General features: G+C 39.0%; 12 protein-coding genes. 3 read left to right on the top strand and 9 right to left on the bottom strand.

What is annotated here, in order from left to right:
• Positions 1–4: 4 nt before the first annotated feature.
• Both BMX11_RS20400 and BMX11_RS20395 read left to right on the top strand, forming a co-directional pair.
• Positions 5–1,879 carry a RagB/SusD family nutrient uptake outer membrane protein gene (locus BMX11_RS20400; protein ID WP_090888216.1) on the top strand — a complete coding sequence of 625 codons (1,875 nt, stop codon included), beginning with the start codon at positions 5–7 and terminating at the stop codon, positions 1,877–1,879.
• Positions 1,880–2,057: 178 nt separating this feature from the next.
• A complete protein-coding gene (locus BMX11_RS20395) occupies positions 2,058–3,338 on the top strand; it encodes an MFS transporter (protein ID WP_090888131.1) in 1,281 nt (426 codons plus the stop codon).
• Positions 3,339–3,695: 357 nt separating this feature from the next.
• On the opposite strand, the gene BMX11_RS20390 is transcribed toward BMX11_RS20395, so the two are convergent.
• From BMX11_RS20390 to BMX11_RS20345, 9 genes are all read right to left on the bottom strand, one after another.
• Entirely contained in the window at positions 3,696–5,447 is a 1,752-nt protein-coding gene (locus tag BMX11_RS20390; RefSeq protein ID WP_090888129.1) for an ABC transporter ATP-binding protein, read from the bottom strand.
• Between the two features lie 98 nt (positions 5,448–5,545).
• On the bottom strand, positions 5,546–8,704 hold the full coding sequence (locus BMX11_RS20385; protein ID WP_090888126.1) for a TonB-dependent receptor: 3,159 nt from the start codon (positions 8,702–8,704) through the stop codon (positions 5,546–5,548).
• Positions 8,705–9,613: 909 nt separating this feature from the next.
• Positions 9,614–9,997, bottom strand: coding sequence for a hypothetical protein (locus tag BMX11_RS20375; protein WP_090888120.1), 384 nt, complete (start codon positions 9,995–9,997; stop codon positions 9,614–9,616).
• 4 nt (positions 9,998–10,001) lie between these two features.
• A complete protein-coding gene (locus BMX11_RS20370) occupies positions 10,002–11,234 on the bottom strand; it encodes an ABC transporter permease (RefSeq protein WP_175474631.1) in 1,233 nt (410 codons plus the stop codon).
• An 82-nt stretch (positions 11,235–11,316) separates the two neighbouring features.
• A complete protein-coding gene (locus BMX11_RS20365; protein WP_090888117.1) occupies positions 11,317–11,955 on the bottom strand; it encodes an MBL fold metallo-hydrolase in 639 nt (212 codons plus the stop codon).
• Between the two features lie 56 nt (positions 11,956–12,011).
• A complete protein-coding gene (gldD, locus tag BMX11_RS20360; RefSeq protein WP_090888115.1) occupies positions 12,012–12,599 on the bottom strand; it encodes a gliding motility lipoprotein GldD in 588 nt (195 codons plus the stop codon).
• 108 nt (positions 12,600–12,707) lie between these two features.
• Positions 12,708–13,454 carry a shikimate dehydrogenase family protein gene (locus tag BMX11_RS20355; RefSeq protein ID WP_090888112.1) on the bottom strand — a complete coding sequence of 249 codons (747 nt, stop codon included), beginning with the start codon at positions 13,452–13,454 and terminating at the stop codon, positions 12,708–12,710.
• An 86-nt stretch (positions 13,455–13,540) separates the two neighbouring features.
• Complete coding sequence (locus tag BMX11_RS20350) at positions 13,541–14,311, bottom strand: phosphosulfolactate synthase (RefSeq protein WP_090888109.1); 771 nt, start codon at positions 14,309–14,311, stop codon at positions 13,541–13,543.
• A 61-nt stretch (positions 14,312–14,372) separates the two neighbouring features.
• Positions 14,373–15,776 carry a tetratricopeptide repeat protein gene (locus tag BMX11_RS20345; RefSeq protein ID WP_090888105.1) on the bottom strand — a complete coding sequence of 468 codons (1,404 nt, stop codon included), beginning with the start codon at positions 15,774–15,776 and terminating at the stop codon, positions 14,373–14,375.
• Positions 15,777–16,025: 249 nt separating this feature from the next.
• On the opposite strand from BMX11_RS20345, the gene BMX11_RS20340 reads away from it, so the two are divergent.
• Positions 16,026–16,487, top strand: a complete 462-nt coding sequence (locus BMX11_RS20340; RefSeq protein WP_090888103.1) for a nuclear transport factor 2 family protein — start codon at positions 16,026–16,028, stop codon at positions 16,485–16,487.
• The last annotated feature ends 173 nt before the right edge of the window (positions 16,488–16,660 follow it).

Genomic DNA, 16,660 nt, shown 5'->3' with positions numbered 1-16,660 from the left:
TAACATGAAAACAACAATTAAAAATATAAACCTATATCTGCTCACGCTTATAACCTGTTTTACCCTTTCTTGTAAAAAGGACTTCATGGATGTAACTCCGCCAGATAAAATATCATCAGAACTGGTTTGGAATGATGCAGCACTTGCTCAAGCTTTTGTTAACGACATTTACAATGGTTTAGGGAATGGCGGTTTCTCGGAAGAGATGTTATCTTCAGTTTCGGATGAATCTCTATTTACCCACCCTACAAGAGGGATAGATTTAGTTAACAACGGAACCATTAACCCTTCTACATTGGGTTGGGTAAACGACAGCTGGGCGTATAAAGCAATGTACAATCGCATTAGAGCTTGCAATACTACTGTTGAAAGAATTGCTGGCGGAAATAATGGGCTTACCAGCCAAGACTTGAAGGACAGACTTTTGGGTGAGTCTTATTTTTTAAGAGCCTACTTCTATCAACAGTTGTTGAGATTTTATGGTGCTGTTCCCATTATCACTAAAACCTACAGTTTAACTGATGATTTTAATGTAAAGCGCAATACCTATGAAGAATGCGTAAATTTCATCATTAAAGATTGTGAAGAGGCTAATAGATTACTTACTGGAAAAACAATGGACAAAGGACGTACAACGGCACTTGCTGCGCTAGCACTGAAATCCAGAGTACTCATTTATGCTGCCAGCGACCTACACGACCGCACAAAACTTACGGCCAAAATTAGTGGGATCCCGGCACAGAAATTAGATTTTTTAAGTTATAGCTCTGGTAACCAAACCGAACGCTACAGATTGGCACAAACCGCAGCAAAGGCCGTTATGGATTTAGGCACAGGCTATAAGCTCAGTCTAACCGCACCTGTTTCTGTGGCCGATGGGACTAAAAACTATAAGAGTATAGCCATGGGTGGGGGAAGTGCTGCTCCAGGCGTTGATCTTAGTGCTGCATCAGAATTGATCTTTGCCAGATATTTTATTATTCAAAACAATATTAAACATGCTCAACAGAATGGCCCCAATGGTTATCACAATTGGGCAGGCAATACCCCTATTGGTTTGCTTGTAGATGATTATGAGATGAACGACGGAACAAAGTTTAGCTGGACCAATGCAGTGCAAAAAGCCAACCCATACCAAAACAGAGATCCACGGTTTTATGCCACTATTTTATATGATGGTGCAGGATGGAAGCCTCGTGATAAAGCTTCAGGAAATGTTGACCCTGCGAGTCAAATACAGACTGGAATTTATGATTTGATAGATAACGGTACCCGGATAGATTTCAAAGGTTTAGATACCAGGGGCAGCACGATTGAGAACTGGAACGGAAGCTGGACAGGTTATTACTACCATAAATTTATTGATCCAGATCCGAATATTGTAGATGCCTCTATGTCGCAAAATGTTCCATGGCCGTTTTTTAGATATACCGAAGCAGTATTTAATTATATTGAAGCCAGCATCGAGCTTGGAGAACTGGATAATGCTAAGAACTGGCTGAACAAAATTCGCTTCAGGGCAGGGATGCCAGCCATCACTGCAACAGCCCAGGCCGAGTTAAGAGACATTTATCGTCACGAACGCCGTATTGAGATGGCTTACGAGGAGCAACGTTACCATGATACCCGCAGATGGCTAATTGCAGATGTAACTTTAGGGAGAAAAACCACCTACATTAAGGTTACAGGTAAATTTAAAGCCGGCAAAACCATGTCTGCACCATACCATTACGATCCAACGGTTTATGACTATACGTATAGCCCTATAGTAGAGAATGCTCAGGAAAACCGAAACTGGGATAACAAACTCTACTTCAGACCTTTCAGTCGAGACGAGATAAACAAGAATAATCTTCTAGAACAAAATCCGGGGTATTAAAAAGCCCTGCTTAAAAGGCCGGTGGGTAGCAATATCCATCGGCTTTTTGTTTTACAACATAATTTAAAAGGTTTAAACAAATATTTTTACGCTATAATAGAAAAATAAGGGTGCTAAAAAAGAGATTTGTTCGCCTATTAATTTATGATGACGTAGTTTTGCAAGAAAATATTTTCCTGTGGCAGATTCAGACCCCAATTCGGTTTTAGTAAAACCAGATCCTTTCGCGGCCTTGCGATATAAAGAGTTCAGATCGTTTTTAGGCATGCGATTCTTTTTTACACTTGCTTATCAAATGCAGGCTGTTGTTATTGGTTACCATATTTACGATTTAACCCACGATCCCTTAAAACTGGGTTTAGTTGGTTTGTGCGAAGCCATCCCTGCCATTGGAATTGCACTTTATGGTGGATACATTGCCGATAAGAGTGAAAAAAGAGGATTGCTAATCAAGATTTTCTCGGGTGTACTTTTGGCTTCACTCCTTATGTTGCTCATTACCAGCAAATACCTGCATCTGAAAGAAAGCCTGATTGTATTAATTATGTACGGCTTAGTATTTTGCATTGGCTTAGCAAGAGGATTTTTCGGTCCAGCCACATTTTCATTAATGGCTAAAATTGTACCTAAAGACTTGTACCCAAACTCGAGTACCTGGAACAGTAGCAGCTGGCAATTGGCTACCATTATTGGCCCAATGCTTGGTGGATTAGTGAACTGGCTATGGGGAATTACTGCTGCGTACAGTGTAATTGTAGTATTAATATCTATTTCTTTGCTCTGCATTATTTCATTTAAAAAGCATCCTGCTACATTTATTCCCACACAAGATATATTTGCGAGCTTAAAAGAGGGTATTCAATTCGTATTCAAAACCAAGATGATGGTTTGGGCGATGAGTTTAGACCTTTTCTCTGTATTTTTTGGAGGCGCGGTTGCCCTACTTCCAATTTTTGCCAAAGACGTTTTCCACCTGGGTTCTTTTGGCTTAGGCATGATGCGTGGAGCAGCTTCTTCTGGTGCCGTAATTACCATGTTGCTCATGACCCGCTTCTCGCCTATGGGTAAACCCTGGAGAAACTTATTAATTGCTGTTACCGGATTTGGAATGAGTATTATCTGCTATGGCTTATCTAAAAATTTCTACCTGACCTTATTTTTCCTATTCCTGGAGGGATCATTTGATAGCGTGAGTGTAATCATCAGGCAGACCATTATGCAGTTGCTTACGCCAGATGAAATGCGTGGACGGGTTTCTGCAGTAAACAGTATGTTTATTGGCTCATCTAACGAGATTGGAGAGTTCGAATCAGGCTTAACTGCAAAATATATGAGATTAGTTCCGGCCGTAGTTTTTGGAGGGAGTATGACCATTGCCATCGCAGGAATTACCTGGTTGAAAACAAAATCTTTAACGAAATTGAGTTTGCAGGATATCCACGATCAAACGTCTAAGTGAATTAGTCCTTAGTCCAAAGTCTGGACATAGCAGACTCCTGACTCAGTGTTGTCCGGTAAAATCAATCCTGTCCGTCGAGTTCCGCAGGAGTTCTACGGATTGGTTAATGGAGGAGAGTCTTGGACTCGGTTTAAGTAATGTTGAGTTATGAAACTCAAAGGTATGTTGTAATCCGGAATTAGTCCTTAGTCTGAAGTCCTTAGTCCAAAGTCTGGACATAGCAGACTCCTGACTGAGGACTAAACACGTCCTGAAATAAACCATTTAAATTCCACAATGGAAGTGAAGTAGTCCTTAGTCCAAAGTCTGGACATAACAGACTCCTGACTGAGGACTCAAGACTGATGACTAAAAAAACTATGCTTCTACAATACGTTCGCCAATTTGCTGACGCCACATGGCCTGATATAAACCATTTTGCGCAATCAGTTCTTCATGATTACCTTGCTCAATGATATGCCCTTTTTCTAAAACGTAAATGCAATCGGCATGTTTAATGGTAGATAAACGGTGTGCAATTAAAATGGTAATGTGATCGGTTAAATTCGAAACGGAACGAATGGTTTTGGTAATTTCTTCTTCAGTTATAGAATCCAATGAAGAAGTAGCCTCATCAAAAACCAAAATATCCGGTCGACGTAGTAAAGCACGTGCAATAGAAAGACGTTGTTTTTCTCCACCCGAAACTTTAACACCGCCTTCGCCGATTACAGAATCCAATCCTTTATCTACCCTAGACATTAATGTTTGGCATGCTGCCTGATGTAGCACTTTTAAACATTCCTCATCCGTAGCGTTAGGATTTACAAAAAGTAAATTCTCTCTAATCGTACCAGAGAATAACTGCGTGTCTTGCGTTACAAAACCGATTTTCTCTCTCAGGATATCCAGGTCAATTTCATTGCTTGGAATACCATTATACAAAATTGCGCCCTCTTTAGGTTGATACAAACCAACCAACAATTTCACCAGGGTAGTTTTCCCGGAACCCGATGGGCCTACGAAAGCTATTGTTTGACCGTTATGCGTTTTGAAAGATATATTTTCTAAAGCATTTCTATTTGCCGTTTGATGCTTAAACAGTACGTTATCAAAGGTTAAATCGTGTATTTTTTGTACCGACTTTGGATTAGCAGGCTTTTTATCTACTGGTGTGCTCAAAATCTTTTTAAAGTTCCCTAACGATACTTCTGCCTCCCGCCAGGTTAATATAACATTGCCAAGCTCTTGTAGCGGCCCGAAAAGGAAGAAAGAATAAAACAAGAAAGAGAAATATTGTCCGGCAGAAATGGTATTCTCAAAAATGAGCAGCAATAATACCACAATCATGGTACTTCGCACCAGGTTTACTGTAGTGCCCTGCACAAAGCTCATACTTCTTACGTATTTCACTTTTTTAAGTTCCAAACCTAAAATTTTGTAAGTAGTTTTATTTAAGCGATCGATTTCCTGATCGGCCAGGCCTAAACTTTTTACCAATTCGATGTTACGAAGAGATTCGGTAGTTGATCCGGCCAATGCCGTAGTTTCGCCAACAATAGACCGTTGAATGGTTTTAATTTTACGGCTTAAAAACCAGCTCACAAAGCTGATAATGGGGATGGCTGAAAAATATACCAAAGTTACCTTATAGCTCACGGTAACCGAGTAAACGATTACGAAAACCATTCCTATTAAACTGATAAAAAGAATACTGATGAATGCTGTAATGAATTTCTCCGTATCCAATCTTACCTTTTGCAAAATGCCTAAAGTTTCTCCGCTTCGCTGATCTTCGAACACCTGATAAGGTAATTTTAAGGAGTGCTGCAATCCATCTGCATACATCTTTGCGCCAACCTTTTGCACAATTACGCTGGTAAAATAATCCTGAAAGTTTTTTGCAATACGCGAAACCATCGCTGCGCCTATAGCGAGACCAATAAGCCCCAGTGAACCCCACAAATATTCATTGCGGCTCATGAAGTCTTTTCTGTTAATGTAACGGTCTAGAATCCGTCCGGTAATGTATGGATCCAATAAAGAGAACCCTATATTGATAGCTGCAAGCAGTAGAGCCAAGGCCACAATCCACTTGTGCTTTTTTAAGTATTTTAATAATAAGCCCATGAAAGTTTTGTCGTTTGAAATACAAACATAAAAAAAGGGAACGGATAAAAATCCATTCCCCTTTTTTATGACTTTATACTAAGAAATTTAGCTACTCCTTAAAATCCGTAACGTAAGCCAATCTGCATTTGCCAAGGATTACCTGAAGGCGTAACAACACCCGTGTTATTTACACGATAAGTGAAGGCTTTATTAACTGCATCGAAACCCGAAACGGCATATAGAGCCTGGTTAACCAAATTTTCGTTAACTCCCCATTTCTTATTCAACAAGTTACCAAAGTTGAAGATATCGCCAGAAAGCTCCAAAGTTTGTTTGTTTCCAAACTTGAATTTCTTACTTACACGTACGTCAACAATACCGAAGAAATCGTTAACTCCGCCATTACGCTCTGCGATCTGGCCCGAATATCTGGTAATGTATCTTTTCAAACTTTCGCTGGCTGATGGATTGTCCAAAAGGTTTTGTAAACCTGTACGGATAGCCTGAGGTACATTTTGGTTGTTTCTATCAAAAACATAAGCTAAATCGTTCGTGGCAACGAAATCTCCATTGATGTTACCACCTGCTAATAAGCTGTAGCGCGTACCACCAATACCCGAGTAACGCACCCCTACCGTTACACCATAAAAAGTTGGCAAGGTACCATAAATCACTACTTTATTACGGAAATGGTTATCAGAGTAGCTCATTTTACTTAAATCTCTCGGATCGTCTTTTACCGGAAGCGATAAAGTTGCCGAGTTAGCTACGTTACCATTGAAAGAAGTATTGTCTTTCGTATCGTTCCAGGTATAACTTACAAAGATTTCGCCATCTCTAAAATACTGCCAGGTGGCATCTGCTACAACAGCAAATTGATTTACCCTACCTTTTGAATTTAGTTCTAGCACACGGCCAAACTGATTGGTTAAACGACCGCCTTTCCAGTCTGCGGTACCATTTGTAGTTCCGATACTTGAAACTGGCACAAAAACACCGCGATTATCCTCATTTGCTAAAGTGAAGAAAGGTGTTGCAACCATGTTTCTATCTACATACATATAGTTATTACGTCCTAATGTTGCATATCCGGTAATACCTACCTTTAAGCGATCGGTAATTAATTTGCTGTAAGATAAGTTTGCCTTATAAATTACAGGAATTTTAGCATCTTCTGCATAAGTATTAATGGTTGGTACTTGTAAAGAAGATAAGGTTGGAGTCCCTGCTGTTCCATTTCTGTAACCTATGAAGTTTGGTGTTGGAACGTCTGTATTAATTACATCTACCGTTGCCAAATGCTTACCATCAAAAGTTAAGTTGTTAATGGTTACATAATTGTTTACGTCAGAACCAAAAATACCTGCTCCAAAACGTACAAAATCTGTTCTGTTTTCATTAATATCCCAGTCGAACTGGATTCTTGGTTGCACTAAAAACTGTTTGAGCTCATGATCGGTTCTTACACCAATAGCATCAAACAATTGTTGGTTCAGCGGCGATTTAGGATAGGCGCTATAATCAACACGAATACCTCCAGTAAATTCTAAACCTTTAGCCAGTTTAGTTTGCATTTGCCCGTAAATAGCGGTATTCCAAATATTAGCTTTTACAGTTGGATCGGCCATTAAAGGCACTTCACGGTAAAATCTGTTCGGGATTAAGTTACTAAAGTTATCGAATGAACTTATTGCACCAGTATTTCTAAATTCAAAACGGCCATTTACCTCGCTACCATAGAGCGATTTCGCGTTTGTATACTGTAAATCAACACCAAAAGTATATTTGACTTTATCTGTATTATAATAGAAATTATCTACTAACTGGATTACGTTATTGGTAAAACCTTCTTGTCCGAAGCGGTGTCCACCGATTTGAATATCTGCGCCCACATTTGCTCCTGATGAAAGGGTTGAAGGAACGTTAAAAACAATCGCTCTTGGGATAGCACTAGACAATTCGCTGTTTTGTGTACTGGCCTGAAAAGTGTATAAATGCTGTACCTTTAACTCGTTGGTAATTTTACTGCTAACAGTAGTTCTTAATGTAGCCAATAAGTTGTTGTCTACGTTTTTGTCTGTGCCGTAACTCTCAAAGAAGTTAATTGCAGTATTATCTGCTAAGCCTAAGGGATTTCTGTCGTTAGTATAATTATCTCTAACGGTTAGCAAGTTTTTCTCGTCAATTTGCCAGTCGATACGGGCAAAAGCAGCATCCGAGCCACGTTTTTTATCAAATGAACCATATTGAGGAGTATTGGCTACGCCATATTTAGAACGTGCAACATCCAGAAAGCTAGATAATGTACTGTTTGTAACTCTAAATCTGGCTTCATCCGCCTCTCCTTTAATATCGGCAATAATTAACGGACGCGCATCTCTTTGGTGATCCCAGCCCACAAAATAGTGTAATTTATCTTTAATGATTGGGCCACCCAAAGTAAATCCATACTGATAGGTAGAGAAGTCGTTATCGCGCTTTACTCCCCTGATATCGTACTGTGATGATAACCAATCTGCACGACCGTACATGAAAGCACTTCCGCTAGTGGTATTGGTACCTGCTTTGGTTACAGCACTTACCGTACCACCACCTGCTCTTCCGTAAGTAACATCATATTGGTTGGTAATTACTTTAAACTCACGTACAGCCTCCATAGAGATCGAATATGGTGCACCGCTTCTACTGGTTGTAGCCCCTGCTGATGTAGGGTTTTTTGCGCCCATACCATCAATGGTATAGTTAGTAGATGAACCCAACTGGCCAGAAATTCCCCCTCCACGACTTAAAGGAGAAAGATCCATTAAGTTAGAGAAGTTACGACCGTTAACTGGCAATTGATTCATGGTTTTTGCCGAAATCTCTGTAGATGCACCAAAGTTTTTCACTTTGTTTCTTAAACCCGATGCCACAACGTCTACTGCTTCTAAGTTTTGTGAGGCTTCTTGCATGTTAATAGTGATTTTAACCGCATCACCTTGATTAAGCATGTAACCACTTCTGGTTTGATCGCCAAAACCAATATATACTGCCTTAACGGTATATGGACCACCCAATGGAAGCTCCTTAAAAGTATATTCGCCCTGTGCGTTTGTAGAGGTTCTGGTGGTAAAACCAGTAGCGTTATTTCTTATTTGAACGGAAACACCTGGAATGGGTTTCTTCTGTTCGTCGGTAACAATCCCCGAAATAGAGGCTTGTGTAGTTTGTGCATATGCCGTATTGGTGACATAACAACACAATAAAAATACTGCAACGAGTAAATTTTTGATCATGATTAGTTCCGATTTGTTTATGACCGCAAAGATGTCATTGCTGTATTAAGGGAACTATACCTTCAGATTAAGAAAAGGTTATGGATTTTAAGGGAGGATGATTGTTAATTGGTGAGTTGGTGAGACTATGCGTTGATAACCCATATCCTATTTAACCGCAAAGTACGCAGAGGGTAGGCACAAAGGCCGCAAAGCTGGTTTAAATTTTTTAACCACCTTAGGCACCTAAGGATCAAATGGTGTTACATGGCTTATATGGTTCAGAGGCTAGGCACCCAATTTTTTCACCATGTAAGACATATAAGCCCATTAAGGTATTAGTTCTGTGTTTTTCCGTGTTTCCGTGGCAAATTGAGATATGCTGCTCTGTGTAACCTCTTTTTCTCTGTGGTTACCTTTTTTATCGGAAAGTAGCTTGTTTAATTTTTTAACCACCTTAGGCACCTAAGGCTCAAATGGTCTTACATGGCTTATATGGTTCAGAAACTCAACGCCAAATTTTTTACCATGCAAGACATATAATTAGTTCTGTGTTTTTCCGTGTTTCCGTGGCAAAATAGGTTTCATTTCTCTGTGCTACTCGGTGTAAAGCCTCTTTTTCTCTGTGGTTACCTTTTTTATCGGAAAGTAGCTGGTTTATTTTTTTAACCACCTCAGGCACCTAAGGGCTCAAATGGTCTTACATGGCTTATATGGTTCAGAAACTCAACGCCAAATTTTTTACCATGCAAGACATACAATTAGTTCTGTGTTTTTCCGTGTTTCCGTGGCAAAATAGGTTTCATTTCTCTGTGCTGCTCTGTGTAACCTCTTTTTTTCTGTGGTTACCTTTTCATCAAAAGTACAAACCAATAAAAAAAAGCTCCCTGGTTTGGAAAGCTTTTTATGTTATAAATAAAATATAAATACTTATTGTGCACAAGGTCCATCAGGAATTTCCTTGCTGATTTTGACCACCTTAGTTACCACCAAAGTAGAATCAAAATCGGCTGAAACTACAGCTGTATCTGACTTAGCAAAATAGCCCTCAAGCTCTACATAAACAGGTTCATAAGGCTTTTCGAAGTTTAAATTACTGTAAGCGAGTTCTAAATTTTTCACGCTATCGGCCACCCAGTACTCTCTGCCATCTTCGCAAAGCGTAAATGATTTCATTTCAGGGCCAAAGCTATACAGACCTTTTACCGTTTTAATATTACTTTTTTCGCTCAGGGCGTTATCCTTCCTTCTACAAGCTGTAGCGGCTACGCCTAGGAGCACAACAAATACCAATGCTTGTTTAAATAACCTCATCTTTTTATATAGTTTGATTAATTTGGTCGATCTTCTTAACACTTAAATTAGATGACAAAGCAGATGCCAAAAATGAAAAAACACCTACAGTTGCAAATACTAAAATGAAATCTTTCCATTTTAAAGCTATAGGATAAGAACTTACGAGCGTGGTATTATCTTCACCCATTTTGATAATCCCATAGGTGTGTTGGAAAAAATAGAAAATTAGTCCGATAATTAGTCCCAGAATACATCCCGTCATGGTAATCATCATGCCTTCAAACAGAAAAATACGCTTGATTAATTTCTTCCCTGCCCCCAGGCTACTCAAAATGGCAACATCTTTAACCTTATCAATAACCAACATGGTTAAGGAACCAATAATGTTAAATATGGCAATAATTAATATAAAGGTTAGGATAATATAAACCGCCCATTTTTCGGTAGTAAGAATATGGTAGAGCGATCGGTTCTGCTCTGCCTGATTTCTCACTTCATAACCACTTCCAATCTTTTCCGCTACGGTTTGCTTAAATTCGTCGACATCTACTCCGGGCTTCAAATTAATTTCAATTGCAGAAACATTTTTCTCTTCCCCAAGTAATGCTCTGGCAAATTGAAGGGGAACAATAATTCCGTTATCAAATTCCTGTTGTACTTCGAATACCCCGCTAACCCTTATACTCTTAGCTACAAAATCATCGGCAGGATTAATGGAGTTAACAGAAATGGTTTTCTTTGGAGAAAAAATTTCCAGTTCGGTAAAGGGATCAACGGTGTTTACCGCTAAATAGGCCTGTAATCCCGAACCCATTACAGCACTTTCGCCACTGCTATTTTGTAATACAAATCTTCCCTCTCTGATGGTGCTATCCAGTTTCTCATTTTTTAAGTAATCACTGCCAACTCCTTTCACCATTCCAACGGCCTGCTTGTTGTTGTATTTTAGCAGCGCATTTTCTTGTAAAACCTCGGTAAAAGTAAGTATCTCTTTATCTTGCTTTAGCTCCTTAAAACTGGCCGTTTGAGGGTCAAAGGTTTTCCCTTTAGCAGGTGTAATCTCGAGCTGGGGGGTAAAAGTGTCAAACATGCCCAGTACCACGGTTTCCAATCCGTTAAACACAGAAAGGATAATAATCAATGCGGCACTTCCTACCATTACTCCCGCCATAGATATACCCGAAATCACATTGATTGCATTGGTTGATTTCTTGGCGAACAAGTATCTTTTGGCAATATAGAAGGAGGTATTCACAGTGGTAAAGATAGTTAAAAGGTTTAGGGTTTAAACGCAATTGGACTGTAAACCCCTTTCACAATTTACATTAAACAATTTTTTAGAAAAAAGGATTGTGTTGTTTCTCGAAACCAATAGAGGTTGCCGGGCCATGACCGGGGTACACGACGGTATCTTCTGGGAGTACAAAAAGTTTTTCCTGAACGTTTTTAATTAACTGCGCATGGTTTCCTCCCGGAAGGTCTGTTTTGCCAATACTGCCATAAAAAAGTACATCTCCGCCAATTAAAAATGAATCTGAGGCACTGTAAAAGCATAAATGAGCAGGTGAGTGTCCAGGTGCGAAAATTATGTCTAAGCTGCTGTTCCCAAAGGTGATTGTTCCCGTTTCAGGCAAGAATACATCCGGCAAGAGGGATATTTCATAGCGGGTAAAGCCCATGGATGGAGCATAGCCCGGAACCGCTTGTAAAATGGGCAATTCGCCCTCATTAAACTGTGGTTTCAATCCCCAGGTATCAAATACAAACTTATTACCAAATACATGGTCGAGGTGACAATGGGTATTCAGTAATAAAACCGGTTTAAGTCCATTTTCCCTGATAAAATTTACAAGGGTATTCTGTTCTGATCCCTCGTACATTCCGGGATCAATAATCACACATTCTTTCGATTCATCGTACAGCACATAAGTATTCTCGCTATACGCATTGAATGTAAATTTCTTTACCGTAATCATAATCTTATTTTTTTAGATCGCTGTAAGCAAACAGCTTAACTGGTTTTATTCGGAATTCAATTCTTCCATTTAAAAGATGCAATCAGTGTATCAATATCCGTTTTAATAAATTTTATCACCGGAGCAATTGAATCATACTGTGGACGCTCGTTAAAATAGAGCGCTCCCCGAAAGTAATGCTTGGCGCTATCTGTTAGAAAAAATTGAACAGAGGAAGCCGTATTGCCTTCTATAGCGTAATAAATGCCATATACCCTGCGGTCTGGATAATTAATTACTTTTTGATCTATGGCACTCGCCTTGATGGTATGTTTAAATGCGAGTTTCCTTGCGTCTTCTACCATTTCATCATATGCAGCCTTACCCGAAACATTATAGTAAGTTAAATGCAGGTAGGCATTAAACTGCTTAAAGTGCAGGTTATACCAATCCTGATGCGCATCCCTGCTTTTATCGGCCTCAACCGTAGCATATACCGGGTAGTGAAAACTATAGGGTACTGGCTGGTTTAGTAACTGATATCCTCTTTTGGGATATTCTATCCTGAAATAACCCCGTGGTTTTGGACTATAATCATTGTTTTGGCAAGCTGTAATTAGCAATGAACAGGCAAAAGAGAAGAAGATCAGATATTTTAATTTCATGGCTTTAGCACTTAATATTGCCTCATTGTTAATGTTTATAGCGTATAACCGGTACAACTCATACTCAGGACGTAACTATAGATTTTTTCCCTGCAGTTGAAGTCTAATTTAGCACTTGTTCCAAATGGCCCAGGCTTTTTCTGCCTGTTGATATAACATTTCCAGTCCATTTTTGATTTGGGCACCCTGAGCCGCAGCCTTAGTCAAGAAAGCGGTTTCTAAGGGATTGTAAACCAAGTCGTAAGCTAAGTGGTTTGGCCCCAGTTGCGAATAATCAATTTCGGGAAAAGTATCTACATGAGGCGACATGCCTAGTGGTGTAGTATTAATCAATAAAGTGTGCGAGGCCAAAAGTTCAGCTATAATAGCTGAATATAAAATCGTATCTGGCAGCTCTTTGCGAACCACTACCTGATATTCAATCCCTAATTTTGCCAGTACATACTTTACAGCCTTAGCGGCACCACCATCTCCAAAAACTAAAGCTTTGGTATGCTGCTGTTGCAATAGGGGCTGTAACGAAGCCTCAAATCCATAAGCATCCGTGTTATAACCTTTTAAGTAGTTCTCCCCGTCAAAGCTTCTGATCGAAATGCAATTTACTGCTCCAATATTCTCTGCGGCTTCATCCACTTCATTTAAATAGCAAAGCACATTAACTTTATGTGGTATGGTTACATTTAAGCCACACAAGGTTGGGTTTTCTGTTAGCAGATCGGGAAGTTTCTTGATATCCTCAATAGGGAATAATTCATATTGGTGATCCTCAATTCCCTCATTCTGGAATTTTTCGGTAAAATACTTCTTAGAGAAGGAATGAGAAAGGGGATATCCAATTAAACCGTAGGTTTTCATAAGTGCTATTTACGTTATAAAGGCACGGAACAGCCTTAAGGAATTTCCTCAAAACGGCTTCGTGCCTTACACTAACAGTATTGTTATTATTTGTTCGCTAAGTTCAGGAAATGATCAAAAGTATCTCCACGTAAGCCTAAACGAATAGTTTCTAAAGGAATTACTTCTGCAGGTGCGATATTTCCAAGATTCACATTGGCTCCAATCAATTTGATAAACCACACTTGTTGCTCTTTTTGAGGCGCTTCCCAAATGATGGTTTCTTCTGGTATCTGTGTTAAAATTTCATCTACCAATCCTTCACGCACTTCACCACTTCCTCTGTAAATACCAACATTTCCACCTTCACGGGCTTCAGCAATAACCTTCCAGGATCCGGCCTGAATTTCGGCCTGCATCAGCTTAATCCATTTATAAGGCGCAAATATCTTTGCAGCATCTTTACTTCCTACCTCCGAAATTACTGTTACCTGCTGGGCCAGTTTAGTAATGTATTCACATTTCTTATCGTGCTCAATCTCAATCGATCCATCAGAAACTTCGGCATACTCCATGCCATACTGATCTAAAACACGTTGATAATCTTCGAACTGATTGCGAATAATGAATGCCTCAAATAAGGTTCCACCAAAATAAGTTGGAATACCAGCACTTTTATATAATGCCAGTTTCTCTTTTAGGTTAGGTGTAACGTGTGATGTTGCCCAGCCTAGTTTTACGATATCTGTATGTACACCTGCAACTTCAATAAAATCTTCTACTTGACGGAGGCTTAATCCCTTATCCATAACCATGGTTACGCCTTTTTGACGCGGTTTAGCAGGACGTTCGGGAACGTTTAATAATGGGTAATTCATATGCCTACAAAAGTGAAAAAAATTTCGAGATTTTAAATGTCAAAATTTTCTCACACAAATCCTATCTGATGTAACGGTTTATAACATTAATTATGGCACTATTATCTTGTAGCTGGGGCAGGTACTCAAAAAGGATGTAATGCTTATCCGGATCGGTAGATAATGCCGTTTCCAGGTATCCCAGGGCATCATTATAGTTTCCTAAGGCAAATAAATAAGCCACCATTCTGTAGTATAATTCTGCAGCTTCGGGGTTATTCTTAATCGCTTCTGCCATCGTTTCTGAAGCTTCCAATAGCTTTCCTTGCTCATAAAGCACGGTGCTAAAATCTAACCAAGCCTCAATATCAAGCGGATTAAACTCTAAAACTTTCTCATAAGCATCAATAGATTCGTCTACCTGACCCAATTTATAATAGGCATCTGCCATAGCAAACCAGAAATCTGGATTTTCACCATCTAAATCAATGGCCTTTTTATAAAAATGAAGAGATTCAAAATAACGTTCCTCAAAATTTAAGGTAACGCCTATTCCAAACCATCCATCAGCCATTTTTGGGTCCATTTTTACCGATTTTTTATAATAAGATCGGGCTTCATCCATTTTTTCGAGTTTTTCATAACACTCTCCAATGGCACAATAGGTATCGGCATTGGGTTGTTCATACTCAAAGGTTTGTTTATAAACGTCTATCGCCTCCTGGTATTTATCCAATTGAACTAGGGCGTTCCCTTTATTGAAATAAGCTGAACTGAAATCTTCCTTAATTAAAATGGCATAATCATAAGCATCAATGGCTTTTTCCCAAAGGCTTAATTTGTGGAAGCTGTTTCCTAAATTATACCATGCGGCATAAGAATAGGGATCTGTATCAATATATTGTTGATAAAACTTGATACTTTCTTCTTGCTTGTCTAATACATCATAACAGAAAGCCAACTCGTATAAACCATCCTGGTTTTCCATGTTTTGCTCTAAACTAAGCTTGATGTAATTGATGGCATTTTCGTAATCAGACATGCTTTGATAAACATAAGCCATCTGCAATAAAATTTCATCCGTGGTTTCGGCAAGACCAAGTGCCTTTTCATAATTCTCCAAAGCCTCGTCGTAGCGTTCGGTATTTTGAAAAATATTCCCTCTCAATAAATAGATATCTGGTTCGGAAGGCTCTAAAAGCTCTGCCTTTTGCAAAGCAATAAATGCCTGCTCATGATTATTGGTGAGGATGAAAAGATGGGCCTGCTTAATTAAAAATACGGTTGCATAGGGGTGCTGACTAATGGCATAGTCTACCACTTGCAAAGCCTTTACAGGATCATTTTTTTCGATATAAAAATCTACAATGTATTCAAAAGCGTGTGCATCGAAAAAATATTGGTCCTTATTGCGGAGCATTTCTTCATAACGTTCTACAGAGCGTTGCGCATCTTCGTTGGATTCAAAAAAGAATTCTTCTTCCATATATATAACTATTAAAGAACCGTGCCAAATAGCAGAATAACACCATATAAGTTTACAATATTTAATTATTCGTTTTAGAAATAATTATTAACATCCAAGCCTGAAAAGATTCTAATTAATTGAAAATAAAGCCTTTTGCCTGTAACTAAAATGTGTGGATAATCCTAAGTTTTTTACAACATCGCGGTATCTTGTCCCTTCTTTCACAAAAATAGTATAATTTTATTGGAGTAACGTAACGAAGAAGTCATGAAAAAACTACTGCTTTTTGCACTATTTTTTATCGGAATTACCCTAAAAGTAGTCGCGCAAACCAACGAGGAGGATGCAATTAAAAAGACAATCAACAATCTTTTTACAGGTATGAAGCGTGGCGACAGTACCATTGCGCGATTGGCTTTTGCTGATCACTGTATCCTGCAAACCATTAGTACTAAAACCGGAAAAGCGGTAGTAAAAACAGAATCTGTAGCAGAATTTATCAAATTTATTGGCACACCTCATAAAGAAAAATTCGATGAGCGGATAGTATTTACTAAGATTCTAATCGATGGCCCTTTGGCTGTAGTTTGGACAGATTACAAATTCTATCTGGATGATAAATTTAGCCATTGCGGCGTTAATTCTTTTCAGCTGGTTAAAGGAGAAGCTGGCTGGAAGATTGTTTATTTAATTGATACCAGGAGGAAGGACGGGTGCGGGAAAGGTTAGTATCAAGATGCTAGTATTGAGTATCAAGATGTAAGTATCAAGTAGCAAGACCGGATGCAGACTAGGCTCCATGTCTAATGACTAACGACTAATTACTAACTACTGAAATGAGTAGCAAGATGCTAGTATAAAGTATCAAGATGCTAGTATCAAGTAGCAAGACCGGATGCAGG

It is taken from the genome of Pedobacter rhizosphaerae, from assembly GCF_900111155.1.
GTDB classification, from domain to species: Bacteria; Bacteroidota; Bacteroidia; order Sphingobacteriales; family Sphingobacteriaceae; genus Pedobacter; species Pedobacter rhizosphaerae.
Note: the sequence above shows the minus strand (reverse complement) of the source record. Positions and strands in the feature narration are given on the sequence as shown.

What these genes read in the sequence shown, in the direction of transcription:
- BMX11_RS20400 (WP_090888216.1), top strand. Translation starts at nt 5, where the DNA reads ATGAAAACAACAATTAAAAATATAAACCTATATCTGCTCACGCTTATA.
- BMX11_RS20390 (WP_090888129.1), bottom strand. Translation starts at nt 5,447, where the DNA reads ATGGGCTTATTATTAAAATACTTAAAAAAGCACAAGTGGATTGTGGCC.
- BMX11_RS20385 (WP_090888126.1), bottom strand. Translation starts at nt 8,704, where the DNA reads ATGATCAAAAATTTACTCGTTGCAGTATTTTTATTGTGTTGTTATGTC.
- BMX11_RS20375 (WP_090888120.1), bottom strand. Translation starts at nt 9,997, where the DNA reads ATGAGGTTATTTAAACAAGCATTGGTATTTGTTGTGCTCCTAGGCGTA.
- BMX11_RS20365 (WP_090888117.1), bottom strand. Translation starts at nt 11,955, where the DNA reads ATGATTACGGTAAAGAAATTTACATTCAATGCGTATAGCGAGAATACT.
- gldD (WP_090888115.1), bottom strand. Translation starts at nt 12,599, where the DNA reads ATGAAATTAAAATATCTGATCTTCTTCTCTTTTGCCTGTTCATTGCTA.
- BMX11_RS20355 (WP_090888112.1), bottom strand. Translation starts at nt 13,454, where the DNA reads ATGAAAACCTACGGTTTAATTGGATATCCCCTTTCTCATTCCTTCTCT.
- BMX11_RS20350 (WP_090888109.1), bottom strand. Translation starts at nt 14,311, where the DNA reads ATGAATTACCCATTATTAAACGTTCCCGAACGTCCTGCTAAACCGCGT.
- BMX11_RS20345 (WP_090888105.1), bottom strand. Translation starts at nt 15,776, where the DNA reads ATGGAAGAAGAATTCTTTTTTGAATCCAACGAAGATGCGCAACGCTCT.
- BMX11_RS20340 (WP_090888103.1), top strand. Translation starts at nt 16,026, where the DNA reads ATGAAAAAACTACTGCTTTTTGCACTATTTTTTATCGGAATTACCCTA.